This window comes from Paenibacillus litoralis, assembly GCF_046244365.1.
In the GTDB taxonomy this organism is placed as follows: Bacteria; Bacillota; Bacilli; order Paenibacillales; family NBRC-103111; genus Paenibacillus_V.
On record NZ_CP176395.1, the window covers coordinates 5,002,706 to 5,026,616 of the forward strand.

General features: G+C 52.0%; 27 protein-coding genes. 2 read left to right on the top strand and 25 right to left on the bottom strand.

Features of this window, described 5'->3' with window-relative positions; genetic code table 11:
- Positions 1-144: 144 nt before the first annotated feature.
- Positions 145-294: a hypothetical protein gene (locus ACKGJP_RS20975; protein WP_409340751.1), complete on the top strand. Its 150-nt coding sequence runs from the start codon at positions 145-147 to the stop codon at positions 292-294.
- A 306-nt stretch (positions 295-600) separates the two neighbouring features.
- On the opposite strand, the gene ACKGJP_RS20980 is transcribed toward ACKGJP_RS20975, so the two are convergent.
- The 7 genes from ACKGJP_RS20980 to ACKGJP_RS21010 all read right to left on the bottom strand — a co-directional run bounded on the left by ACKGJP_RS20980 (position 601) and on the right by ACKGJP_RS21010 (position 6,178).
- Positions 601-864 (bottom strand): hypothetical protein, encoded by a 264-nt coding sequence (locus ACKGJP_RS20980; RefSeq protein WP_409340752.1) that lies wholly within the window; start codon positions 862-864, stop codon positions 601-603.
- Positions 865-1,087: 223 nt separating this feature from the next.
- Positions 1,088-1,456: a hypothetical protein gene (locus tag ACKGJP_RS20985; protein WP_409340753.1), complete on the bottom strand. Its 369-nt coding sequence runs from the start codon at positions 1,454-1,456 to the stop codon at positions 1,088-1,090.
- Positions 1,457-1,518: 62 nt separating this feature from the next.
- On the bottom strand, positions 1,519-1,977 hold the full coding sequence (locus tag ACKGJP_RS20990) for a GyrI-like domain-containing protein (protein WP_409340754.1): 459 nt from the start codon (positions 1,975-1,977) through the stop codon (positions 1,519-1,521).
- Between the two features lies 1 nt (position 1,978).
- Complete coding sequence (locus tag ACKGJP_RS20995) at positions 1,979-2,623, bottom strand: zinc dependent phospholipase C family protein (protein ID WP_409340755.1); 645 nt, start codon at positions 2,621-2,623, stop codon at positions 1,979-1,981.
- 382 nt (positions 2,624-3,005) lie between these two features.
- Complete coding sequence (locus tag ACKGJP_RS21000; protein WP_409340756.1) at positions 3,006-3,485, bottom strand: Fur family transcriptional regulator; 480 nt, start codon at positions 3,483-3,485, stop codon at positions 3,006-3,008.
- A gap of 211 nt (positions 3,486-3,696) precedes the next feature.
- On the bottom strand, positions 3,697-4,740 hold the full coding sequence (locus ACKGJP_RS21005; RefSeq protein WP_409340757.1) for a DUF1835 domain-containing protein: 1,044 nt from the start codon (positions 4,738-4,740) through the stop codon (positions 3,697-3,699).
- A 190-nt stretch (positions 4,741-4,930) separates the two neighbouring features.
- The gene (locus ACKGJP_RS21010; RefSeq protein ID WP_409340758.1) at positions 4,931-6,178 is read right to left on the bottom strand and encodes an FAD-dependent oxidoreductase; all 1,248 of its coding nucleotides are present in this window, start codon (positions 6,176-6,178) and stop codon (positions 4,931-4,933) included.
- Between the two features lie 123 nt (positions 6,179-6,301).
- Between ACKGJP_RS21010 and ACKGJP_RS21015 the strand changes: the two genes are divergently transcribed.
- Complete coding sequence (locus ACKGJP_RS21015) at positions 6,302-7,333, top strand: LacI family DNA-binding transcriptional regulator (protein ID WP_409340759.1); 1,032 nt, start codon at positions 6,302-6,304, stop codon at positions 7,331-7,333.
- Positions 7,334-7,418: 85 nt separating this feature from the next.
- On the opposite strand, the gene ACKGJP_RS21020 is transcribed toward ACKGJP_RS21015, so the two are convergent.
- The 18 genes from ACKGJP_RS21020 to ACKGJP_RS21105 form a co-directional block, all read right to left on the bottom strand.
- On the bottom strand, positions 7,419-8,543 hold the full coding sequence (locus ACKGJP_RS21020; RefSeq protein WP_409340760.1) for a hypothetical protein: 1,125 nt from the start codon (positions 8,541-8,543) through the stop codon (positions 7,419-7,421).
- 3 nt (positions 8,544-8,546) lie between these two features.
- Positions 8,547-9,998: a sensor histidine kinase gene (locus ACKGJP_RS21025; RefSeq protein WP_409340761.1), complete on the bottom strand. Its 1,452-nt coding sequence runs from the start codon at positions 9,996-9,998 to the stop codon at positions 8,547-8,549.
- Positions 9,999-10,002: 4 nt separating this feature from the next.
- Positions 10,003-10,698, bottom strand: a complete 696-nt coding sequence (locus ACKGJP_RS21030; RefSeq protein ID WP_409347220.1) for a response regulator — start codon at positions 10,696-10,698, stop codon at positions 10,003-10,005.
- A gap of 347 nt (positions 10,699-11,045) precedes the next feature.
- On the bottom strand, positions 11,046-11,723 hold the full coding sequence (locus ACKGJP_RS21035; RefSeq protein WP_409340762.1) for a hypothetical protein: 678 nt from the start codon (positions 11,721-11,723) through the stop codon (positions 11,046-11,048).
- 74 nt (positions 11,724-11,797) lie between these two features.
- Positions 11,798-12,037: a hypothetical protein gene (locus ACKGJP_RS21040; RefSeq protein WP_409340763.1), complete on the bottom strand. Its 240-nt coding sequence runs from the start codon at positions 12,035-12,037 to the stop codon at positions 11,798-11,800.
- A gap of 562 nt (positions 12,038-12,599) precedes the next feature.
- Positions 12,600-12,905, bottom strand: a complete 306-nt coding sequence (locus ACKGJP_RS21045) for an MTH1187 family thiamine-binding protein (protein WP_409340764.1) — start codon at positions 12,903-12,905, stop codon at positions 12,600-12,602.
- A gap of 211 nt (positions 12,906-13,116) precedes the next feature.
- On the bottom strand, positions 13,117-13,296 hold the full coding sequence (locus ACKGJP_RS21050; RefSeq protein WP_409340765.1) for a hypothetical protein: 180 nt from the start codon (positions 13,294-13,296) through the stop codon (positions 13,117-13,119).
- Between the two features lie 137 nt (positions 13,297-13,433).
- Complete coding sequence (locus ACKGJP_RS21055) at positions 13,434-14,096, bottom strand: ABC-2 transporter permease (RefSeq protein WP_409340766.1); 663 nt, start codon at positions 14,094-14,096, stop codon at positions 13,434-13,436.
- A 1-nt stretch (position 14,097) separates the two neighbouring features.
- A complete protein-coding gene (locus ACKGJP_RS21060; RefSeq protein ID WP_409347221.1) occupies positions 14,098-14,943 on the bottom strand; it encodes an ABC transporter ATP-binding protein in 846 nt (281 codons plus the stop codon).
- Positions 14,944-14,948: 5 nt separating this feature from the next.
- Complete coding sequence (locus ACKGJP_RS21065) at positions 14,949-15,329, bottom strand: GntR family transcriptional regulator (RefSeq protein WP_409340767.1); 381 nt, start codon at positions 15,327-15,329, stop codon at positions 14,949-14,951.
- 146 nt (positions 15,330-15,475) lie between these two features.
- Positions 15,476-16,216, bottom strand: coding sequence for a class I SAM-dependent methyltransferase (locus tag ACKGJP_RS21070; protein WP_409340768.1), 741 nt, complete (start codon positions 16,214-16,216; stop codon positions 15,476-15,478).
- 44 nt (positions 16,217-16,260) lie between these two features.
- Positions 16,261-17,424: a stage II sporulation protein P gene (spoIIP, locus tag ACKGJP_RS21075; RefSeq protein ID WP_409340769.1), complete on the bottom strand. Its 1,164-nt coding sequence runs from the start codon at positions 17,422-17,424 to the stop codon at positions 16,261-16,263.
- Between the two features lie 116 nt (positions 17,425-17,540).
- Entirely contained in the window at positions 17,541-17,918 is a 378-nt protein-coding gene (locus tag ACKGJP_RS21080; protein ID WP_409340770.1) for a Rid family detoxifying hydrolase, read from the bottom strand.
- Between the two features lie 145 nt (positions 17,919-18,063).
- Positions 18,064-18,537 carry an SRPBCC family protein gene (locus tag ACKGJP_RS21085; protein ID WP_409340771.1) on the bottom strand — a complete coding sequence of 158 codons (474 nt, stop codon included), beginning with the start codon at positions 18,535-18,537 and terminating at the stop codon, positions 18,064-18,066.
- 279 nt (positions 18,538-18,816) lie between these two features.
- Positions 18,817-19,611, bottom strand: a complete 795-nt coding sequence (locus ACKGJP_RS21090) for a (2Fe-2S)-binding protein (protein ID WP_409340772.1) — start codon at positions 19,609-19,611, stop codon at positions 18,817-18,819.
- 159 nt (positions 19,612-19,770) lie between these two features.
- The gene (secA2, locus tag ACKGJP_RS21095) at positions 19,771-22,068 is read right to left on the bottom strand and encodes an accessory Sec system translocase SecA2 (RefSeq protein WP_409340773.1); all 2,298 of its coding nucleotides are present in this window, start codon (positions 22,066-22,068) and stop codon (positions 19,771-19,773) included.
- 29 nt (positions 22,069-22,097) lie between these two features.
- Positions 22,098-22,640, bottom strand: a complete 543-nt coding sequence (locus tag ACKGJP_RS21100) for a DUF1697 domain-containing protein (protein ID WP_409340774.1) — start codon at positions 22,638-22,640, stop codon at positions 22,098-22,100.
- 267 nt (positions 22,641-22,907) lie between these two features.
- Positions 22,908-23,909 (bottom strand): thiamine pyrophosphate-dependent dehydrogenase E1 component subunit alpha, encoded by a 1,002-nt coding sequence (locus ACKGJP_RS21105; RefSeq protein WP_409340775.1) that lies wholly within the window; start codon positions 23,907-23,909, stop codon positions 22,908-22,910.
- Between the last annotated feature and the right edge of the window lie 2 nt (positions 23,910-23,911).

Here is a 23,911-nt window from a genome sequence, read left to right on the forward strand (position 1 = left end):
AGTACATTTTATGTACGGCAATTTGTCCGTCATGTCTGATTAATGAAGAAATCCCTGCAGCCTAGGCGGATACAGGGATAAGCTTTTCCTTGAACCGGCTTCCCGGCAAACGGCTTACCTGCCTTGATGACAGTGAGAGCAGTTGTGGCAGTTGTGGCAGTTGTGGCAGTTGTGACAATTGTGACAGTTTTGGCAATTATGGCAGTTATGACAGTTGAAGCAATTGACGCAGTTAAAGCAAAAGAAAAAGCAATTCGTGCAGTTCGTGCAGTTGAAGCAATTGCCGAATCCTAATCCAAAAATACGAGGATCCTGTTGGTTCTGAGCCTGCCAAGGAGTCGCATCTCCTGCTTGAAAATTGGAAACGGGAAGGCCTTGCAATTCATTTTTCAAATCGTCCATGGTTTCAACCTCCATAAATAATGAATAAGCCATCGTGATAGTCGCCTAATTGTTCACACGACAACATATGAACCGGGTTCCGCTCTTGTTACTGATTCCGCTTTTTTTTTGCCAAACGCCAAAAAGCGCCCTTATCAAGGACGCCCATCCGGTGCTCTGCCGTACGGTAAACATGGGGTGCAGCTTCAGCCGACGCCGTTATAGATCGATGGCAACGTGGGGCTTGCTGTAATGACTGGTGCCGCCTCCGCCGACGACAACCTTGCCCCCCTTTTTGAAAATAATCAATTTTCTTAAGCCTGTCGTAAGCAGCACTTCGACTTTGGCATGATTGGATACAGCCGTATAGATGACATAGCCGCTTTCGGATATACGGTTTACCCAGTTATCGTCGAATTCGGATCTGACGACACGATTGGAATACACTTGATTTTCCAGCCTACTTGCCCTTCTTCTCTTCACTTCGTCCCACCCGTTTCCCCTATGATGTACTCTACGATATCGTATGCAGACGGGACGATTTGGTATAGCCGATAGTCTTTCGTTATTCACTCCTTATCGAATAAAGGTTGAAGAGCCTAGTTAATTAACAACGTTAAATATCGCAAAAAAATAACCTCCCGCCGTTCTTTTAACGGCTTAGGGAGGCTTTGCGTTGTTCCATGTTCCGCTGCCGACCGCCTTTTTAGGTTACGTCGGCAACTATTTCATTAACCTTGTTAATCATCTGCTCGGAAGCTAATCTTGTTGCCTCATCCATCTTGAGCGTTATTTCCTTCCGGAGAATATCCGGATCGTTTTTCCCTCTCACCGCTATTTGCAGAAAGCTCATGAGCCAGCTTCTTTTCTTGTAAACGCGCATGACAAACCACTGTTTTTGACCGTCCCATATCAATCGGACCAGTCCTCCGGCGCCGTCAAAAACGGAGTACCTGTTGCCGAACGTGTCCGGGTGATGCTGGTGTTTCGTTTTGACATATCCCTTCGGCTTCAGCCGCAATTCCAGTTCCGACTCCAGCAAAGCAAATATATCCTTCGGGTCTTTTTCCGTCATCGTTTCACTTCCCGCATTTATTTCGTTCTTACACGGATCCTTTGGCATTGATTCCCGCCGATTTACTCGATGGTATCATAAAGGTCAACCTTCACTTCCGCGATGTCCGGGCGCCCCCATTCCTCCGCTATTTCCAAATGCCAGGCCCGAGGGATTCTTTTCAATCCCTGCTCCGCAATCCGCTTATGCAAATACTCGTACGTTTGCTGGATCCCCGTATTCGGACCTTCATGACGGATAACGGCATATTTTTGCGAAGGGACCGATACACAGACCATTCCGTCGGGAATATGGCTATCGTCCTTTACTTCGACGCATACCCAGTACCCGTCTTCCTCCTCCGTGAAGTCCCCCGGGTAAAAAGCGCCAACCAACCGGATCGGGTCCAGCGCTTGTTTGATTTCATGAAGCCGTTCTTTTAAGCGAATCGCCGCTTTCGGAATTTCAACCGCATATTGATCACCATGGCAAACGATACGCAATCCGACCAGCTTCATCTTATGGAGCTCCTTAATTTTCACCTTAGTCCCTTCTCTCAAATGGTTTTGACGTGTATGTCGCAAGATCCAAGCCAATATCCTCGTAAAACAGCGTAAGCTCTTCGACCGCACTTTCTATGAAACGTTCTACAACGCTGCCTGTGATGTATCTCGGAGAAATATCCGGTTCTTTCGCCGTATCGGAAAGCCAGTCAAATACATGCTTTCGAAAAGCATTCAGCTCATCGATAGAGTAAAGATCATTCCATTCATAAAGAGGGCTGCTGCATACATCCTCGATCAACCTGTTTCTCCATTCGACACTACGAAACAACAGAAAATCCATCTTGATTTCTTCCTGCCACAAAAGCTCTTTTAAAGCGGCGTTCGAACAGCTAACTTCCCGCTTGACATTTCCCCAGCCGATATCCGCGATGATATGACTCATATAACCGGCAATAAACGGCTTGAACCCCGGTTCTGTATGACCGCGCACGGCATTTCGGCAATGCTCTTTTAGCGCCTCCTTGCTCGGAGCCTTTCCCTCGACGGTAGTCAAATGCGATCTCTTTTTGGCAGCGGTATCTTGCTTTCTTAGCGTGACGGCATCCGGAGCAATAGCGCCTAACAAAAATGCCGGATGCGGACGGCTATCGAACAGCCGATAGGCGATTGCAAAATGAATCATAGGCCACGGCAATGCGCACTCACCTGCCTCCCTGTTTTCGAACGAGACACCTGCAAATCATTCATTCCGATTCCTGCAGCAAGACCCTTAAACCTGCTATTTTACTCGCTGCCCAAACATCCGAACCGCACTACTAGAATTTCGATTCGTTACCGCACTTTCCTTCTTTTCCCTATCCTAACAAAAAGAATGCTTATGTTCGACATATCGGCGCCATCATTCGAAAAAAGGAACCCAGGTCCATAAATGGAGAATGCAGGTTCATTAGGAAACCATCCCCTTCAGCCAAAAAGAAAAAGGTTGAGCAGGCATCTAATGCTGCTCAACCTTTTTTTACGTAAAATCCTACTTCTGAAGAAGTTTTTGGCACAGCCCCTCAGACTTAGGAAACCGCTTTGCAATCCCGTTTGCATCCGCCCTTCTTGCAGGTAACATAGACGCCCATAAAATCCAGCCGGTGATCCGTCACGGTAAACCCGTATTCACGTTCAAGACGTTGCTCGAGCTCTTGCAGCCAATCGTCCTTGATCTCCACAACGGAGCCGCATTCCGTGCAAATGAGATGATGGTGCATGTGGGCATGATCGTCGCTCCTCAGATCGAAACGCGCCATTCCGTCGCCGAAATTCATTTTTTCGACCACGTGCAGCTCGCTGAGCAGCTCCAAGGAACGGTAAACGGTGGCGAGCCCGATTTCAGGAAACTTGGCTTTCACCCGCATGAACACTTCCTCGGCGCTCAAATGCTCCTCTTCGTTCTCCAGCAGAACCCGGAGGGTGATTTCGCGCTGGGGCGTCAGTTTATAGCCTTTTGCCTTCAGCTGCCGGTTGATTTTATCGATATTCTCTTCAATGGTCATCATGGTTGAATACCTCCCTGCATGAAAAAGCTATTTATGAGCAAAATGGCACTATAGGATAGGCAGCATCGTACAACTATTTATAATCATTATAATTTGATACTAACTCAATTACGGGAAATATGCAAAGCCTCACCTTTACATTCTTTCGATATCGTTGCCTATAAGAAAGAGACAACCGCTTCTCCGGCTGTCTCCTGACAAAAATGCGATTTCATGAAGACGTCAGCTTCACGCTAAATTTATAAACCGCACCGGGCAGCCCTTTAAAAACGAGCTTTCCGTCGCTAATTAACGTCCATAGTCTGTACTCCACGAAAAGATCTCCAACCAACTGCTTCCACTCGGCGATCGCTTCACCGACGATGCGGCCCGCACGAATATAGGAGGCACCGCCCTCTTCGTCCTGCAGCCTTTTTACGATTCCCATAAGCGACTCGTCAAAATAGGTCTCTTGTACGCTGAGAAGCTTCCCATCCCGCCACAAGCGGAGAAGCCCGTCTCCTCCGGACAGTTCCAGCCATTCCCGCTCATACCGCCGTCTCTCCTCTTCCGGCAACGGAGTTTCCCACTCCTTACTCATCAGCAGCTCCTGTATGGCTTCAAGGGAAATCTCGCCGAGCGCCGCCGGTATGAGCTCACTTTCGTGATGAAGGGCAATTTTGGCATAAGCCTGTGTGATATTGACCGTACAGATCGGATTCGTTCTTTCTCTTAGCGCATACAAGGCTAAACGCAAACCAACCTGCGCGTGAGCATTGTCGGCGCACCATATCGTTATGTTCTGACGTTCGGGAATGCCTGCCAACCGATCCAGCATCGCACCGATTCCATGTTCCCGATTGAATAACTGGTCGTGCATGTAGCCGGCAAACCGTTCGGTCAACCAATGCTGCCTATGCCTCTGCCCGTCTGTCGTCTCCAACCGCCCGACCGGCCCGATGGAAAATAAATCATTGAACGCGAGCACTTCGCTTGCTTGACGCATTCCGGCATTGCTTAGCGCCACCTTCAGGGATCCCGCATCCGAGAGTCCGAATAGGAGATGAATGCAATTTCGGCGTTCATCCGCTTCTCTTTTGCGTTCGCGGCTTGCTTGTACATAGGCAGTCCACATGTCGACGATTTGTCCGGCAAATTCGTCTTTCCCAGTAGAAGGCTGTGCGTTCGCACAATCGGCACGCTCTAATACCTTTTGAATAAAAGCCCGTGCCTCCCAGTCTTCAAGCTCGTGCAGTTCGTTGTTGCGGAATTCCACCTAACCTTCTTCCCTTCGTTAAAATAGCGCGGTTCAAGCTACTCGAAGATTCGTTTGGTAATGTCTTACATATTTATTGTCGGGAATGAACGAGGCGATGTCAAGCCATATGAACGCTTTGTATCAAAAAAAAGCAAGCAGATCGGCCCGATCCGCTTGCCAGCGATCATATTGTGCGAGCAACCAGCAGCTATCGTTTAAACTCCACGCCCTGCCTGCTCAGCAGATCATGCAGCGCAGCGATCGAGACGTCTTTCACGGAGCACGAATCGTTCATGGCGATCGAAGCGGCGATGCCCGATGCTTGCCCCAAGGCATAGCAGGTAGGCTGCACCCTCATGGAAGACATCGCAACATGGGTAGCGGATATCGCTCTGCCTGCGACGAGCAGGTTTTCGAGCGTGCCGGAAACCATGCAGCGATACGGGATATCGTATCCGCTAACGTGACGCTCGTCGGTCGTTCCTTTGCCGTCCGGGCTATGAATGTCGATCTCGTAGTTCGTTTGGGCGACGACATCGTCAAACCGCGTCCCGCCTTCCACGTCATGCTCCGTCAGCGTATAGAGGCCTTGAATCTGATTCGTTTCGCGAACGCCTACCTGGCCGGCGATATGTGCCAAAGCATAAGTCTCGAATCCGTTTTTCTGCAAGTAATAGACGATCGAGAACACCTGCTTCAGCGCCTCCGTCTCGGCGTAATTGATGTCTTCGATTTTGGCTCCGTTCCCCTTAACGCGCGACATATTGACGAGGAGTGTTCCGTCTTTATTTTTCTCCCAGAACAGGCGGCGTCCCTGTGGCAAATCGGACACCGTTTCATAGGCATAGCAGCCCTCGGGCAGTATGCTTTTGACCGGCTTCCCCGTATTTTGCATCATGAACATCAGCGTCATCGGCTGGGTCAAGCCGTCCGTTTCGCGGCCGGAGCTGTAAGGAACGCCTGCGTCAATCGCCACTCTCGCATCGCCCGTACAATCGATGAACTGATTCGCCTCGAACGCTTTCAAGCCCTCTCTCGTCGAAACGATGACGGCCTTCAAACGGTTACCTTCGCTGACGGCGCCTACAAACTCGGCATGGTAGTACACCCGGACGTTCTCTTTCTTCATCTTTTCGTTCAAATAATAGCGCAGCACGAACGGCGAATATTGCGGCGAGATGGACTCGTCGTGATGATCGGGCAAATATTCAGCCAGCACCTCGGCGATCATTTCGCGGTAAATCCCGGTTACGTTCCCGATCGGCATAAAGATACTGACGTTTCCAAGCGTTCCCATCCCGCCAAGCTGTCCGGATTGCTCCAATAGAATAACCGTTTTCCCGCAGCGGGACGCGCTGATGGCTGCAGCCGTGCCGGCGGGTCCTCCGCCGATCACGACAACATCCGCCGAAGCATGGACGTCGACATGTCTCTGGAATGCATATGAAGTGTTCATCGTTCTGCACCTCTTCTCATTGATTATGCTTTCAGTTTAGCGTAAGTTATAACTATATTTTAGTTTCATTTTACCTTTAAAGATAACGGACGATTCTATCAAGAAGAGGAGCAAGGAACCGTTATGCGCAAGAAAAAGGAAGTCACCCTCCAAACCATCGCCGATGAGCTGCAGCTGACCATTCATACGGTATCCAAAGCGCTTCGCGGTTTGCCCGGCATGTCGGAGTCCACGAGAAGAGATATTTTTGAGGCGGCGCGCAGGCTTGGGTACAAAACCAAGGAGCAGGAGCTTAGCGTCGGTTACGAAAAGCTTCCTTTGCTTTCGACCAAGCGGCGGCGCTTTACGATGATCATGACGCAGGATGCGCCCTTCTATCAAATCCAATTTCAAGGCATTCAGGAGCGTTTGCAGGAATGGGGCCATACCGTATCCGCCACATTCCTTCCGAATGCGGCGAGTGCGCAGGCCGACGCATCCTATTGGATGGAAAGCATGGACCTGCACTATTATGACGGCCTGTTCATTCCGCCCGCCATACCCGAGCGGCTTGAGCATGCCTTTCTTCAGCTCCCGATGCCGAAAGTGCTGATCAATTACCCGCCGGCGATCGCAACCGTGGACAGCGTCATATGGGATGTAGTGGCAGCCATTCATCAATCCGTCAACCACTTTCTCTCGATGGGGCATAACCGTATCCTGTATATGGGCGATATTCATAAGCATCGCGGCTTTCAGCTGCGCTGGCAAGCCTTTCAAGAAGCCATGCATAGACTTGGTGCGGAAGCGGTGCCTGAAGATCATATTACGGACCGTTCGGCATCGGGCGATTCCTGGATGTCGACGCTCAAGGAAAAACTGCAGCGCGGACGCTATACCGCCATTCTCTGTGCGGTCCAGCAAGATTTGCCCGGCATCATCTATGCCCTGCAGTCCGTTAACCTATCCATTCCGGAGGATATCTCGCTCATTAGTTTGGAGGATATGGAGAACCGCCGGTTTCCACAGCTGTCGAGGCCGCTCCTTCTTATGAAGGAAGCGGGACGCCGTGCTGCCGAACGTCTGCTGTGGCGGATCGCCAACCCCGATGAACCGTTCGAACATATCCGTTTGCAGGGCAGCTTCTACAAAGGCGGCACCGTCAGAAAAATATAAAGACGCAGCAAAACAAACAGACGCCTCGGAGTCGATTTGTACGGGGGGCATGAAACGGTAAAAACCGGCCTCCGCTGAGACCGGCTTAATAAAACTCTATAATATAGGGAGGTTGGTCCGGTAGAACGACTGCCGGGCGGAGTGCCGGTGCCGGGGCCGGATACGATTTCCGTCCGTAGACCAGCAGCTTTTTGCTGTCGGGACTCCAGTCCATATGAAGCGGAATCAGCCCTTTATAGATCGATTTCTCGTTCATGACGGCATTTCCTTGCAGCTTGACGACGAAAATGTTTTCGCGACCTTTGGAGTATGCGATATATTTGCGGTCGGCCGATACACGGAATGTGCCGATTTGCTCCACCAGCGGGAACGAACTCGCCTTGCGAGTGTCGTACAGAGTTAGCGTACCTTGGGCACCAACATACACGAACTGATTTTCGCTGACAAAATCCATGCCCGCTTCGCTGCTGGCAAGCTGCTCGAACTGGCCGGTAAAGACACCGGCGGCGATCTTTCCGTAAACGATGGCGGATTGGCTGCCCGAATAGTTGCAGATCAGCGCGCTTTTCCCGTCATCCGAAATTTTGATATCGAACTGACTGTACTCCGCATTCGTTCGGTCGATCGTGTATTCGCTCCGCGTCTGCCCGCTCACATCGTACACGACGATCTGCGCTTCCGTTTGTTTGCGTTTGCCCTTCACATAAGCGACATAACGGCTGTTATTCGACCAAGTCACAGCACTCTTCCGCATGGAGCCGTCGGCAAAATCCGAAATGCGAAGCTCTTTATTCGTCGCCAGCTGAAGAATGGCCAGTTGTTCCTTGCCGTTCTCCTCCCAAACCGTGGTAACGAAGGCCCCGTCGGGAGAGGCGCCCGTTACTTCAGCTTGTCCGTTTACTTCCGCTACTTTCTGCCTGGACCGGTTCACATAATCGACAAGCTCGATGCCGGTCGGGCCGCCTCTGCGCCCAAAAGCCCCGAGCACTTGGTTATGGCCCGCCCACCCAAGCAGCTCGCCGGTGCTATCTTCATTCTCCAGCAGCTTATACATTTTCTTCACCGCGAATTCCTCGTTCCCGGCAGAACGCTCCTGGGTCTCTTCCGAATCGGGAATGATGACGGTTTTGCCGGTCAAGCCGTCCGTGCAGCCCGCCGCAACGGCAGCCAAGAGTACGACTGGCAGGAGCCTTTTCCTTATTTTCTTCACCGCCTAGCCCTCCCTTTCGTCATCGGCTGCCGGCAATGAAATGGCCACAACCGTCTTGCGATTCGCGCTCTCTATTCCGAGCGATCCTTGATGATCCTGTACGATCGTCTGACAAATGCTGAGCCCCAAGCCGTTGCTGCCCTGCTCCTTGGCCTTGCGCTTATCGGCGCGATAGAACGGCTCGAATAAATGTTCCAGATGCTCAGGCGGTATGTCTTCGCTTTGATTGATGATGCTCAGATTCACTTGATCCACGGCACGACGGGCGGATACGGCAATCTCGGAATGGGGATCGCTGTACTTGATCGCGTTATCGAGCACGTTGATGAACAGCTGCCGGAGTTTGTCCGCATTCCCGCTTACAAGCAGCCCCGCTTCCGCGCCGCACTGGATCGACTTTCCGTATCGCTCGGCTTTAATCGCCATCCCGTCGCAAACCTCGCTCAGTATGCGCCCCGCATCGACGATCTCGAACGCTTCAAGCCCGGAGGATTCCTTCGAGAGCTCCAGCAGCCGCAGCACCATAACATGCAGTCTTTTGCTTTCATCGACAATATGATTCATGCCCTTGCCGAAGAAAACGGCATCGTCTCTCCCGTTCTCTTTGATCATTTCCGCATAGCCGAGAATGGTCGTCAGCGGGGTTTTGAGCTCGTGGGTGACATTGTCAAAAAACTGCTTGCGGTGACGGTTCAACTCCTCAAGCCGGTCGCGGTCTTGCTCGATTCTAAGGATTTGCGCTTTGATCTTCCCGATCATTTTGCTGAAATTATCGGCCAGCATGCCGATTTCATCTCTTCTTTTCACCTCTATGCGGATGTCAAGATTCCCGTTAGCCACTTCGGTTGAAGCTTTGGCAAGTCTAACGAGCGGAATCGTCATATTTCTGGACAAAATGTACGAGAACAAGAAAGCAGCCGCAAAGATTGCAAGGGTCGCGTAAAAAATAATGTCCAAAATCGTTCGGCTCTGTTCGTACAAATAGGTGAAATCCTTGGAAAACCGCAAAATGCCGACCTTGCTGCCGTCAACCAGGTAGGAATAATAGACCTGGGACAGGCCGTTTGCGTAGGAAATGGAATACGCCGTCTTCCCGGTCAGCGCTTGCTTAAGGTCATCATCCCCGCCGTCAAACTTCGCTTCGTCGGTTGCAAACAGCAAATCGCCTTTGACGGAGTAGGCGCCGACGGCGCTCGACGTAACATATCGCAGCTCTTCCGCCATCTCCTTGGCCATTTGCTGAAAATACATCTCGTCGTTATCGAAATGATTGATCATGAATGCTTGCTTTACATAGACGCCGCTGTTTTTCTTTAAGCCGATCAAATCCTGCGTCATGATGTTCTCGTTGCTGCGCTCGATGATCCGGACGACAGCTTGGTTCAGCACCAAGAGAGAGACGGAGAAAATAATCAAAAAACCGACCAGAAATTTCGCTTTGATTGTCGGAAACATGACGTTATTCCACCTGTTTCTCAAATTTATAGCCTATGCCGAAGACAGTCACGATCAAGTCGTTCATGTCCAGTTTTTTGCGCAGCCGTTGAATATGAATATCGACCGTCCGGGTATCCCCCGCGTAGTCATACCCCCAAACAAAATCGAGCAGCTCGGTTCTGGTAAAAATTTTACCCTTATAGTTGTATAAAGTAAGGAGAAGATCGAATTCCTTCGGAGTTAGATCGACGATTTCATCGTTTTTCTTCACCCGTCTCTCCGCCTTAATGATCTCGATGTTTCGAAAACGAATACCGAACTCGGCCGGCTCCCCGATCGAACGATTCGCTTGCTGCATACGCCGAAGAACCGTCCGAATTCTGGCGATGACCTCGCGCAGATCGAACGGCTTCGTTATGTAATCGTCGGCGCCGTATTCAAGGCCTACCAGCTTATCCGCGATATCCGATTTGGCGGTTAGCATAATAATGGGGATGTTCGCGGTTTCCGTCACTTTCTTGCAAACGTCGAGGCCGCTTACATCCGGAAGCATCCAGTCGAGCAAGAGCATGTCCGGCTCGAACCTCTCGAGCTCGCGCAGCCCTTCCGCTCCGCTATGGGCAGCAACCGTCTCAAAGCCCTCTTTATTCAATCCGTATGCAAGTAAATCGGCAATCGCTACTTCATCCTCGATGATCAAGATTCTCGTCTTGTCTATGACGTTCCACCCCATTCTATCCTGCCGCCGCACATGCAAGCCGTTAAAGCCCAAACGTTCAAGGCGGTAACCCAGGCAAAAATCGCACAGTACGGATGTCAAAATTATTCTCGATTTCAACCCGGATGTCAAACCATCGGATAGAGGCCGCCGATTTTATCCGCTAACCAAATCGGCGCATTCCTCTACGTCATTCATCCCTCTCGAGCCGAGAGTAGGACAGCCGCTATCCAATATGTACGGGACGCTATTGGGACGGGCTTCTTTCCGGCGCTTACCGTAGGCTGTTTTACACCATCTGACGGTGCCTGCGGCAGCGATCTGCTTTTCGGTGCTGCCGCCGCAGGCTACTTTCCACCTTCCGCCGGCGCTACCGGAAGCAGCCTGCTCTCAGGTGCTGCCGCAGGCCGCTTTCCTCCCTCTGCCGGCGCCGCCGGAAGCAGCCTGCTCTCTGGCGCTGCCGCCGCAGGTTGCTTTCCACCTTCTGCCGGCGCTGCCGGAAGCAGCTTGCTCTCTGGCGCTGCCGCCGCAGGCTGCTGCTTTCCACCTTCCGCCGGCGCTGCCGGAAGCAGCTTGCTCTCTGGCGCTGCCGCCGCAGGCTGCTTTCCACCTTCCGCCGGCGCTGCCGGAAGCAGCCTGCTCTCGGCAGGAGGACTCGCTTCGGCCGCAACAGACGGTTTATCGCTGCCGGCAGCTGCCGACGACCGGGAAGACGACTTATTGCCAGCCGCCGATTCCGTATTGCCGAGCAACGACTTGCTTCCCTCCGGCGATTGCGTTTCCGTTTGCGAACCATCGGATCCGGATTTTCCTTCCGCTGTCTTTACGCCATCCGAAGACGCTTTTTCTCCTTCCGTTCCTTTGTTATCCGCTGCGGACACGCTTTTGGTCTGCTCCGTCCCCCCATCCTTCCCGACCGGATTCTCCGTCTTGCCTGCGTTATCTGCGTTGCTGCAAGCAGCCGTCGCAGCGATCAAGAGTATACCCGCCGCCTCTAGCAATTTCTTTTTCATTTTCATTTTCATTTTCAATTCCCTCTCTCCGAATGGGTTCATTATCTCTTAACGAGTGGCGCTACGCCGCGATATCCGTATCCGCTTCATGCTTCGCCATGTTTATGCTCCAAGGAGGTTCGAATGACAATCGCTCTGACACGGTCGAATCGCTCGTTTTCCTTGCCGAAAAGAAACGCACGATCCTGAAACAAGGTCAGCATCGCTCTTCTGACCGCCGAAACGGCAGCGCTCTTGTTATCAAGCAAAAAATGCGCGATCCGAAAGCAATAGGTCTCATAGGCTCTCAGTCTGTCGATGCGTTGTTCGAAACCGATAATAAACATCCTCCCCCTTGTACGACGAGCGCATTCCGCTTCGCGAACGATTGCCCAGACACAACTCTAGTTATAAAGCACGAATGTTAATAACCCTTCTCTAAAATGTAAACAAAATGTTTCCGAATACGCGGTTTCCGACACTGCTCCGATGGAGAAACTCTCTTCGCCGCTCATACCGGCTTTGTTGCTCCAAGATCGGAACCAAATGTTGTACGGCGTACAGCATTTCGAGCAATTTTTTGACCAGAACAGCAAAGTGTTGTACAAAATACAGCAATATTAGCAAAAAATAATAGTATCCCCGCTTTTTCAGCGAAATTGTTGTAAATCATACAACATCACGTTCGTCCTCCCCCCTGCAGACGTTAAAATGTTGCAAAACCTGCAACACCTATCACCCTACAGCACACGATGAGCGTACTGGCGAAGCCCCCGGCGTCTGGACGAAGATGACCGTAACCCGAAAACGATACGGCATCGCAAACGAACGTCGAAAGAGGAAACTGTTCATACCGCTTGGGAAAACAAAAAAAACGCGATTCGCTCGCGTTTCTTGGCGTTGCTTAATTTATTTCATCTTCTCTTCGACAGAACGCAGCTTCTGCTCCATAGTGCCTTTAACGTCTCTCCGGTCATCGATCGTTATCGACGTTGAAACGCGAACCGCCCCGCGTTCGAACGGCACCTCATGCATGCGCCTGACAACGGCAAGCAAATCCTCCAGCTCCCCTTCGATGATCGTGCTCATCGGCGTCAACTGGTACCGGACCGTCTCCTGAGCTTGCTCCAGCACGTGCTGCGTAGCCGCGACGTATTCGCTTACGCTCGTCGTTCCCGTCCCCAGAGGAACGATCGTGACTTGTACGATAGCCATGTTTCGCTCATCCTCCCGTTTGTTTCGCGTAGTATTCCCCGAACATTTCCCAGGCAAGCGCAAAAATCGATATATTCAGCCGATTGTTGACACGAAAGCGGAAATCATGTAGAAGCATCTAATAATTTGACTAAAAAACCGCGAGAATCGCGACTTCCGTACTACTCGGCTCCAGAAGGCATAGGGAGAAACGATCTCCCTTAATAGGTGGCTACTCGATGCTAAACACGACGAATTCCTGATGAACCGCATCGGCGGTCAATTTTTCCTTATATTGAAGCCTGTTCAGTACGATATAAAATTCCGATTCCATATCTCTCACGACATAATAGGGATCGCCCGATTCCCGGTTATATTTCTTGGCTTTATCGATCGCCTGGTTCTTCGTCATCGGCTCACTCCCCAAATTTTTCAATTTATTGCCATACGTATCATAACATAAAAGAACATACGTTTGCACGACTTATCTTGTTCACAACGACAAAAAGAAGCCGCCCGAAGACGGCTTCCCCTTTGCAGACTTCCTTCTTACAAGCTTCTTCGTTCATACAGCGCCATAGCGAGTAAACAGGAAACGATCGACAAAACCAGTCCGCCGCCCGCCGACCACCAGCCAATTGCCGTCATCCCCGCCGAGCCATGCGCAAACAGCTCCCGAAGCGCAGCGCCGGCGCCTCCGTTCGTCCATTCAAGTATGCGCAAGACGATAACCGCCGTTCCTCCGACCGCAAAGACGACAACGATGTCCAGTACCTGCGAAAGACGCGACCCGAGTGCGAAAAAGAGCGGGAAATAAATCGAGTAAAACAGCAGCAAAACGCCAATCGTCAGCAAAACCGACGGCAGATCGAACCATGGCAGTTCCTCGGAAGGCAAAATCAAAGCGGCAAGCACGCGCCACAACGAGGTCAACGCAAAAGCAAGCGCTATGAAAACGAAAATACCGGCGTATTTCGACGCGACGATATCCCTTCTGAGCAGCGGGAAGGACGCGAGCATTCGTCCGTTGTTGTTCTTTTCATCCGATTTGCTGGCGACCACGATGAGAAAATGACTGAAAATGGCCGCCGGAACCGATAACGGCAGCCCTTCAAACGCGCCAAGACCAAAAAACACAATCCCGATAAACACGAATCCGAGCAAAATATAACGCTTTTGAATCCGGATATCCTTCAGAATGAGCGGTCCCATCTCATTTCCCACCTTGCGTATAGACTAAAATATCGTCCAAAGAAGGCTTCTCGGCAATAAGCTGGCTTCCGAAACGCGCTTCTTCGTAATGTTCGCTCAATAACAGCCCTTCGAACCCGAGCGAAGTATGCTGCAAGCCGACAAAAGGAATCCGGTTTTGCTCAAGCAGCCCTAGCGGTCCTTTGACCAATACGTACGTATCCAGCAGCTCTTCCTTGCTTCCGGTAAAATGGAGCCGCCCGTCCCGGATATAGACGATATAATCGGCGATTCGCTCCAAGTCCGCATTAATATGCGTGGAAAATAGGACCGACCGCTCTCCGTCCCGGATATATTCGCTCAGAATGGCGAGCACCTCCCTGCGAAACACGGGATCCAAGCCGGAAGTAGGTTCATCCATAATCAACAGCTCCGGCTCATGGGCCAAAGCGGCTGCCAAGGCGAACTTCGATTTCATCCCTTTGGACAAGTCCCCGATCTTTCGTTTCGCCGGGATCCCGAACTGCGATAAATAGGCGGTGAATACGGAATTGTCCCAGGTCGGGTAGAAAGAGGCGACGATCTTTTTCATCTCGTTTACGGTCAAGTGGTTGTAGAAAAAGTCTTCATCATAGACGAATCCGATCCTGCGCTTGATTTCCCGTTCCATCCGTCGATACGATTCCCCGAATACGAGCACTTCCCCGTCGTCGGGCCGAATCAGATTCATGATCGAGCGAATGAGCGTCGTTTTGCCGGAGCCGTTAGGACCGATGAGCCCGGTAATATAGCCGCGTTCGACATGAAAGCTGATGTCCTGCAGCTGAAACTCGCCGTTCTGCTTGGAAAATCCCCGAAATTCGATCATCTGCTTCAATCCCGCTCCTCTCCGTAAAAAATGTCAAACAATTGCATCACTTCGTTCCTTTTCAAGCCTAGAGCGCGGCTTTGCGTCACGATCGACTTGATCTGCTCCTCCAGCTCGCGGAATTTGATTTCGCGGATCGAATGCTTATTCGTCCCCGAAACGAAGGTTCCTTTCCCGGATACCGAGGCAACCAGTCCCTCCTGCTCCAAATCGTCGTATGCCCGCTTCGTCGTAATCACGCTGATTTTAAGCGTCTGAGCGAGATTGCGAATCGAAGGAAGGGGATCGCCTTCCTGAAGCTGTCCGGCTAAAATTTGATTTTTGATCTGCTCCTTAATTTGCAGGTAAATCGGCTCCCCTGACGTTAAGGATACGGAAAGATTCATTGTTTCACCCCGATAATCGTATATATCGTATATATACAGTATATATCGTCTTAACGAAAATATGCAACAAAAATAACCCGCTGCCGACTAAATTGGGCGTGCGGGTCACGTTATATGCGATTGTTAATCTCATTAACTAAATAACACTACCAGTAGTCCCTCGAGCTATTCTTGGCTGTACCTGTCTTATGAGCAACAAAGGTCAAGCAATCCGTCTTCCAAATGACCTTCCGCTCGCCCCTATCGATCGGGAATTCCAGCTGTTTCACGTTTCTGAGCAGGATCTCCCAGCCGCTATACGCCTCCGACAAGTAATGCTCCGTTTGCTCCGTCGAAAGCAGTACTTCCGTAAGATGCTCCAGCTCCTCGCCGGTCTCCCTATCGATTTCCTGCATGTTCGTATTGATAATTAAACAGTTGACGCCCCTTGGCTTCTTTCCGTCAGCCATTCGGGCAAGCAGATTGCAAAATCCCTCCTCGGAGGCTGCGTGCTCAAGCGAAGATACGGCGACGATGAAATCATACTCCCGATCCCCGATCTCTACATGCGTGATATCCGATAAACGAGGTACGATATATTCGCTTACCGCATACCGGCGGCTGTTCTCCTCGAGCTTCGATAGCGCGGATTCCAGCAAATCGACGCAAACGACGGAGCCTGTCCGTCCGATTAGCGCTTGCGCCATCGGTATGCTGTTTCTCCCTATCCCACATCCCAGATCCAGCATTCGGACCTCGTCGTATTCGCGAAACCGCTGAAGCGTATCCGTAACTGCCTTTACAGGCTTGTTCAGCCAGCTGCCCGCTTCAAACAGACCGTTGTTTTCATAAAAGGCTTCATGATATTGTCTTTCCGCTGTCCTGATTTTCTGAAGCTTTTTATTCATGTCGCTTCCCCCTAACAAAGAAACCGCCTACGGCGGCGGTCTCCTCAGCTTTTCAACCGATTATTCGTCTCGTCCGCCAAGTCCTTGATGATCTTCGCGAGTAAGTCGACGGTATGATTGGACTCTTCGATCGTATTTTCCACGCCGCCGATCTCGATCACACAGCTGTTCGGCGATAGGTCCTGATTGTATTTGCCGTCCCCGTCCTTGCGCGTCTTGCCGAATATCCCTCTCGATATGCCCGGGACTTCCGCTTCCAGCTTTTCCTGCAGCTTTTTGGCGAATTCCTGATTTTGCTTCCACTGCGGATTTTCAAGACCTACGATAAAAAATACGCGGGCATAATCGACGCCGTTCGCTTGAATCGTCGTATGCTTGCGCGGATTGGAGTCCCGGTGAATGTCGATGAAATAATCCAGCTCGGACTGAACCGCCATCACTTCTTTTACCGTTTTCTTGGAATAGTCGTACGAATAAGCCGATTTATAAGTATCCCCGTATAGGCTCTGGTAATCCATTTTCGAGTGAACCGCTCCGACTCCTTGCTCCTCCAGTTTGGCGGACAGACGTTCGCCGAGAAGCGTAATGTTCTTGTCTGCATCGAAGGCGAGTTCGGGCTTTTTCACGTTCGGAAGCTCGGGCAGCCACGATTCGCGGTTGTGGGAATGGTAAATAAACACCGATTTAGCCGGCCCGCTCGGTACCGATTCCGGCTGTGTTCCCTGCTCCGGTTCGACCGGCCGAACCGTTTGGGGCGGTATTGTCCCTTCAGGTATGGCTTCCTCCTCATAAGGCTGGCTCGGTTGCTCATGGTGAATGGGGTAGATCGTATCGTTCCGGCTCGCTTCCACGAGCAATATCGGCTTTTGGTCGTCAAACCGGGGAATGACGGAGGCAAACAGCGAAATCGGATTTTGAGGCGATACGCCAAGCAGCACATCGGTCAAAAAACCGAAAACCTTCTCTCTCGACAAGCTGCTCCCTTCGCCGTTCCGCTGAAAATGAGGAACCTCCATCGAGATCATATCGCGAAAGAACGAACTCGATACGCTTACCGCTTTTCCCGTCAAGCCGTTCGGCTTCATATCGATTTTCTTTTGATAGAAAACGACCAATGGGAAGAAAAGAAGAAAAAACAGCAAAAGTCCGGCGAATAAAAACATATAAACGCGAAAAATAGCTTCGAAGCCCGTTTTTCCTTTCCTCATCCCGTTCTTTCCTCCTTCCCCCAGATAAGAGGGTATCCCTACCCAATATATTCGAGGGACAAGGAAATATGTTTCCGGAATCCGGGTCTCGGAATCGTTTCGCAGCTTCGGCGGCGCTAAGAAGGAATGACGGCGATCGCATCGATCTGCACCATAAACCCTTGATCCGCAGGACCGATCGTCCTTGCCGGGTAAGGCGCTTTAAAATACTCCTTATAAATTTCGTTAAAGTCGTCGAATCCCGCCCCCGCTCCGAGCAAAACGGTCACCTTGACCACCTCGTCCAGCTTCGACCCCGCCTCTTCCAAAATGGCTTTCAGGTTGTCCATAGCCCGTCTTGCCTGCTCATCCAGCGTACTTCCGACAAGCCGCCCCGTCTCCGGATCGAACGGACCTTGACCCGCTACATAGACGGTATTCCCCGCTTTAATCGCTTGCGAATACGGCATACCGCCCGGATCCTGCGCTTTATTCGTGTAAATGACTTCCTTCAATCGATTCCATCCCCATTTCGTTACAGGATAATTCGTCCTTGGCTAATGCCCGCAAGCGTTTCTACGAACAGCTCGTGCTCATGGATCAGCACGCGGCTCGCCAGCGACTCGACGGTATCCCCGGGTTCCATCCCTATGCCTCTTTCTATTTCGTGATTTGCGTCGTTCTTTCCGCCAGTTCCTTCAGCTTCTCGTTCCGAGAGACGATAAACCGCCTCATATACCTCTCGAGTACGAGAACATCGAACGTTTTGCCGATGACGCCGTATGGCGAGCTGAACGCCAGCACATCCTTCATGACCGTCCGGTTCGTGCCTTCGCCGCGAAAGTAATGCGTATGTCTCAACCGCGCAAAGGCGCCGGTTTGCATTTCATCCGTAAACAATACCGGATAATCGAACTCTACGATTTTGGAGGTCAGCGTTTGCCTGATCCCGAAATGCGTCGCTTCGAACGTGACGGTTTCGCCCAGCGCGATCAGACCGGACGTTCGGCCGGCTATCGCCTTTTCTTTCGTATGCTTCCAAACCGTTTGCGTATGCACCCCGATATCTCTGGCCAAGTCAAAGCAGACTTCCAACGGCGCTTTTACAAGCGTTTCGACTGTCACTATCGCCATGCCTTCACCTTCCTAGTTTATGGATTCGACCTGAAGCAGCCGCATCCTCCTCCGCTCTACTATTCCGCAATAAAATAATTCTAAAGGCCGCCGCTCCTGCCGACAAGAAAATGACGGATCGCAGTCAGGTCCTTTTGGTGCATGGAACCACGGTTGTGTGTGGACGAGGCTATCGGCTTTCAACCGCTCTTGAAATCTGTGATCTGGAACTGGTTTTGAGGGTTCTGACAAAAAAAGGACAACCGGCATCGCTATGCCGTTGTCCTCACAAGTGTGTTTTTAAGACGATGCCCTGGCTTTGACCCGTTTAGCTGCCCGCTCCTCTTCCTTCAGCCGCGGACAAGTGTAGCAATATTCGCCTTCCCCGGTTTGATAGTAGAGGCAGCAGGCGTTTTTTATCCGCACCTGCTTGTCGGGAGATTTCATGTCTTCGATCCAGCGCACCTTGACGTCAAGCGGATTTTTGGCGCGCCCGAATACGGAAGGATCGAGATTTTTCAAGAACAGGTAGTCTTCGTCAAGCTGCAGCTTCACGTTCTCGTCGGTAATGGTTTCCTTCAGCATGCCCATGTAGTAATTAAACTTCGTCGGCAGCTGCCCCCAGTGCTGACCGGCATCCAAACCGGAAACCCCCGACATGACCTGATACAACGGGCTCAATTGATCGCGGTAAAATTCGGAGAGGACCCGCTCCATCCATTGCCGTCTCTCGGCCGGATCGGCAGGCGCCGCCTCTTCCTTCCAGTCGTCCACATGGAAGAGGAACCTAACGTATCCGTTTTCCTGAATCGTCCGAACTGTAATCGCGTCCAGCGTAAAACGCGGCGCCGTATGATAAACGGACATCGCATATTGCAAGCCGAAGGCGACAAAGCCCCACCAGCCGGCAAAGTAAGCCGCAGCCGCCGTTTGCTCCTTCGCCTTGATGTGAACGGAATACCGGTCGAGAAAGCGCTGCATGGTTTCCTTATCCAGCAGTTGCAGTCCGCTGACGGAATCGATCGCCTCTTCCTGCGGCTCCCCTTTGCTTATGTAAAAATATTTCTTGTATGCTTCAAAATCAATGTTCGACACCGGAAGCCCCCCTCGCTCACGATACTGATAATCATTTTCATTCTAGGCGATGGCAAGACGGAATGCAATGGGGAAGCCGCCATTCCGCAATCGGCGAGCGATTCGACAGCAAACCGGGGCAGCTTCTGCTCGCCTGCGCCGAATAATAAAGTCTCCCTGCTAGACAATCGACACGCGATTCTGAAAAAAATTGTCGTTTACGATATACGTCCATGTAGCCGAAGGCTTACGGATGCCGCTCAGCTGGAAGTCGAATTGGCCGCCGCGCCATGCGATCGTCCGAAACGTGCGAACGACCTCCTCGCCGACGCGCTGGTCGAACGTCTCGAACGCTTCGATGATTTGTCTATGAAATTCATCGAGCGGATTTTTTCTGCCGATGCTCACCAAATGAATCCCTTCGCGGAGATATGAAGCATAATCGAGAAAATCCGCCCAGCAATGATCGATATGAAAGAGCGTTATTTCCTTCTCCGCCTTTCTCAGCGTCTCTTCGTCCGTGAGCTCCAGCCAGTAATCAAAACGATCCGGATCCTGTTCGGCCAGTATGCCGTTCTCTACGTCATCCAACAAAATGCCGAGCCGCTTTTCGTGGACCATGCGCCGCTGATCTTCCAGAATATCCGAATATTTGTTGAGCGTACGCCGGATTTCGATGTTTTGGCCTTGCACGATTCGCTGGACATGCTCGACCCGTTGTAGGATGACCGGCGAATAGAGCGCCTCCTCCTGACGCAAGGAACGGAATTCCTGAGGGATCGCCTGTTCGATGCCGAAGCGATGAATCAAGTCGTCCTCCAAACTGACATAATACCGGGAAGCTCCCGGATCGCCCTGACGGCCGGCCCGTCCCCGGAGCTGATTATCGATCCGTATGCTTTCGTGAAGATTCGTTCCGATAACATAAAGCCCGCCGAGTGCCGCCACCTGCGCGTATTGTTCCGGACAATCGCCTCCCAAACGAATATCTACGCCTCTGCCCGCCATATTCGTCGAAACGGTAACCGCCCCGAGTTTCCCGGCATTGGCGATGACTTCCGCTTCCCGATCGTCGTTCTTCGCGTTCAGTACGCTGCACGGGACGCCGGCAGCCTCCAGTCTGGCAGCCAGAAGATCGGATTCCTCTACGCTTGCCGTCCCGATCAGAATCGGGCGTTCCGTCTTGTGGACGGCAGCGATTTCCTCGATAAGCGCGTTCATTTTGGCGGCTTTGTGGGTAAAAACGAGATGCGGATGATCGATCCTCCTGCAGTCGCGATTCGGCGGGATTGCGACGACATCCAGGCCGTACGTATCCTTGAATTCGTCGGCCGAGGAGACGGCAGTGGCCGTCATGCCGGCTATTTTCGGATACAAGCTCAAATAATGCTGCAGCGGAATCATGCCCAAAATCATGCCTTTTGCCTGATGCTCGAGTCCTTCCTTCGCCTCGACCGCCGCCTGTAATCCGTCCGGCCAATGTCTTCGCTCCGCGACCCGCCCGGTGAATTCGTCGATCAGCTCCACCTTGCCGTCGCGGATTAAGTAATCGACGTCCCGCTTCAGCAGCGCTTCGGCATGAAGCGCATAATGAACGGCCGACAATAGCGATGCGTTTTCCGCCTCGTATAAATTGCCGCAGCCCAGCATCGACTCGACCTTTTCCGCACCCCGTTCCGTCAAATACATGTTTCGCTTATACTCATCGGCGTCATAATCGGGGCCGGAAGAAAGCCGATTGACGATGCCGGCCATACGGGCGGCTTCCCCGCTCGTACCTGGCCTTTCGCACGCGATGACGAGCGGAACTCGCGCTTCGTCGATCAGGATGGAATCCGCTTCATCGACAAGCGCGACATGAAACGGGCGGTGAACGAACGAGCTCACGTCATCGCAAAGGGAATCGCGCAAATAATCGAAGCACGCTTCTTTAGCCGTTACGTAGGTAACATCCTTGGCATACGCCTCTCGCCGCTCCTCCGGTTCCATTCCTTCCCTTACGAAGCCTGCGCTCAATCCCAAAAACGTATAAACCGGCCCCATCCATTCCGCATCGCGCGCGGCCAAGTAGTCGTTGAAAGTGAAAACATGTACGCCTTTGCCTGCCAGCGCATGAAGATAGGCAGGCATGACGGCGGCAAGCGTTTTCCCTTCGCCCGTACGCATTTCGACCAGTTTGCCTTCGAATAGCGCGATGCCGGCAAGCATTTGCACGTCAAATGGCTGTATGCCCAGTACGCGCGAACAAGCTTCGTTCACAAGCGCAAATGCTTCGGGCAGCAGACCCTGCAAGGCTGATCCTCCCTTTGCTTCCTCGCGCAGCTCGCTCGACCGGTTTCGCAGCTGCTCGTCCGTCCAATCTTCATGCCGAAATCCCTTAATGGCATTAACTACCTCCCGATAGCCCTTCAGCTTATACGAATTGATGCCGTCGCCGATCTTGCGCGCGACTTTGCTTCTGATCGCTTGAAGAATCACTCCCGAACCCCCTTCGCACCGGATACTCCTTATTCCTTCGCCAGGCCCGCCAGTTTGTTTACCGTCTCCCAATTGCGCGTAGTCGCCGTTACCCCCAACTTTTTCTCTACGAAATTATTGGAAAAGAGAGATTTCCCATAGCTTTCCCGGCACAGTAAATACAGCTCCCTGCCCTGCACCCGGTAATCGTCAACCTCGCTCTGAAACGCCAGCAGCTTCAGGGTCGCTGCCGCCGAAGGTTCCGTAGAAAGAAACGATACGTAAAGCTTCCCTTTTTCCTTCAAATCTTCCGTCTCGAACGGACAACCGCTTATGACGGCATCCAGTTCGCCGGCCGTTCGGACCGCGACGGGAACATCGAATCCGTATACTTCCTTGATCTTCTTTTGGATTAGCCCGCTCAAAGCATCGGTGTCCCGTTCGCCCGATTCGAATAGGAGATTGCCGCTTTGGATGTACGTGCGGACCCTTTCAAAAGACAAAGATTCGATCACCGTCTTCAAATGCGCCATTTTGATTAGCTTCTGGCCGCTGACGTTAATGCCGCGCAGCAAAGCGATATAAGTGGTCATGTCCCCGCCTGCTTTCCCTTGGAATCTCGTATTGAAAACAAGTATACCATATGTTGGGAGCGGCTCGCGCGCCGACGGATACTGCATCTACTGATATTGATTCATACAAAATACGGCGAAAAAAGTCCATTCTAAAAAAGCCGCTCTTCCGGCAGGATACCGAAGGAACGGCAAACCAAAGCTCTTTTTGCAGGCATCAAAAGGGACGCAGTGTCTCTTGCCTCTGCGAAGATTCCATCCCCGCGAAACGGAATACCGTTCTTTCGTCTAATCCTCCGCATACACGTGAAGCATCGTATCCTCCCCTGTCGGATAAGGCGCACGATCCGCATATTCGGTCGCTTCGTTCACTTCCTGGAGCACCCTTTCATTCAAAGCTTGATCTTCCTCCTCAGTTAGTACGCCGCAATCGAGCAAATAGCGCCGGTACTGGAGAATACCGTCTTTTTGCTTGTAGTAATCCACTTCGGCCTTCGTCCGGTAAAGCATGTCGTCGTCCGCCGTGGAATGCGGCGATAGCCGGTACAGCATCGCTTCGATCAAGGTCGGTCCCTCTCCGCGCAGCGCTCGTTCTCTTGCTTCCTTAACCGCGCGGTACACCTCCAACCCGTCGTTGCCGTCCACGCGCACGCCGGGAAAGCCATAGCCGGACGCCCGGCCCGCTACGCTGCCGGCTACCTGTTTGTGGGCGGGAATCGAGATGGCATATTGATTGTTTTCGCACATGAAAATGACCGGGAGCTTGTGAATGGCGGCGAAATTGAAGCTTTCGTGGACGTCGCCCTGGTTGCTGGCCCCCTCGCCGAAGGTAACGAACGCGACGCGGTTTTCCCCCTTCCGTTTCATCGAAAGGGCAACCCCCGCCGCATGCGCGACCTGTGTGGAAACCGGGCTCGAACCCGTCACGACGTTCAGCCGTTTGCAGCCGAAATGTCCGGGCATTTGCCGTCCGCCGCTGTTCGGATCCTCCGCCTTGGCAAATACGGAAAGCATCAGTTCCCTCGTCGTCATGCCGACCGCCAGGACGAATGCGTAATCGCGATAATAAGGCAGGAACCAGTCATGCCGCTTGCGCAAGGCAAGAGCAGCCGCAACCTGAGCCGTCTCTTGTCCGATCCCGGACACATGGAATGCGATTTTGCCGGCACGCTGCAGCACGAGAGTACGTTCGTCGAATTTCCGCGCAAGCAGCATGCAAGCGTACATCTCGAGCGCCTGCTCATCCGTCAACCCATACTGGCGGTGCCTCTTATAGAGATGAGACGACATGG

Coding starts and splice junctions, on each gene's coding strand:
- ACKGJP_RS20985 (WP_409340753.1), bottom strand. CDS start 1,456: ATGACGGAAAAAGACCCGAAGGATATATTTGCTTTGCTGGAGTCGGAA.
- ACKGJP_RS20995 (WP_409340755.1), bottom strand. CDS start 2,623: ATGATTCATTTTGCAATCGCCTATCGGCTGTTCGATAGCCGTCCGCAT.
- ACKGJP_RS21000 (WP_409340756.1), bottom strand. CDS start 3,485: ATGATGACCATTGAAGAGAATATCGATAAAATCAACCGGCAGCTGAAG.
- ACKGJP_RS21010 (WP_409340758.1), bottom strand. CDS start 6,178: ATGAACACTTCATATGCATTCCAGAGACATGTCGACGTCCATGCTTCG.
- ACKGJP_RS21015 (WP_409340759.1), top strand. CDS start 6,302: ATGCGCAAGAAAAAGGAAGTCACCCTCCAAACCATCGCCGATGAGCTG.
- ACKGJP_RS21025 (WP_409340761.1), bottom strand. CDS start 9,998: ATGTTTCCGACAATCAAAGCGAAATTTCTGGTCGGTTTTTTGATTATT.
- ACKGJP_RS21035 (WP_409340762.1), bottom strand. CDS start 11,723: ATGAAAATGAAAATGAAAAAGAAATTGCTAGAGGCGGCGGGTATACTC.
- ACKGJP_RS21040 (WP_409340763.1), bottom strand. CDS start 12,037: ATGTTTATTATCGGTTTCGAACAACGCATCGACAGACTGAGAGCCTAT.
- ACKGJP_RS21045 (WP_409340764.1), bottom strand. CDS start 12,905: ATGGCTATCGTACAAGTCACGATCGTTCCTCTGGGGACGGGAACGACG.
- ACKGJP_RS21050 (WP_409340765.1), bottom strand. CDS start 13,296: ATGACGAAGAACCAGGCGATCGATAAAGCCAAGAAATATAACCGGGAA.
- ACKGJP_RS21055 (WP_409340766.1), bottom strand. CDS start 14,096: ATGGGACCGCTCATTCTGAAGGATATCCGGATTCAAAAGCGTTATATT.
- ACKGJP_RS21060 (WP_409347221.1), bottom strand. CDS start 14,943: ATGATCGAATTTCGGGGATTTTCCAAGCAGAACGGCGAGTTTCAGCTG.
- ACKGJP_RS21065 (WP_409340767.1), bottom strand. CDS start 15,329: ATGAATCTTTCCGTATCCTTAACGTCAGGGGAGCCGATTTACCTGCAA.
- ACKGJP_RS21070 (WP_409340768.1), bottom strand. CDS start 16,216: ATGAATAAAAAGCTTCAGAAAATCAGGACAGCGGAAAGACAATATCAT.
- spoIIP (WP_409340769.1), bottom strand. CDS start 17,424: ATGAGGAAAGGAAAAACGGGCTTCGAAGCTATTTTTCGCGTTTATATG.
- ACKGJP_RS21085 (WP_409340771.1), bottom strand. CDS start 18,537: ATGGCGATAGTGACAGTCGAAACGCTTGTAAAAGCGCCGTTGGAAGTC.
- ACKGJP_RS21100 (WP_409340774.1), bottom strand. CDS start 22,640: ATGACCACTTATATCGCTTTGCTGCGCGGCATTAACGTCAGCGGCCAG.
- ACKGJP_RS21105 (WP_409340775.1), bottom strand. CDS start 23,909: ATGTCGTCTCATCTCTATAAGAGGCACCGCCAGTATGGGTTGACGGAT.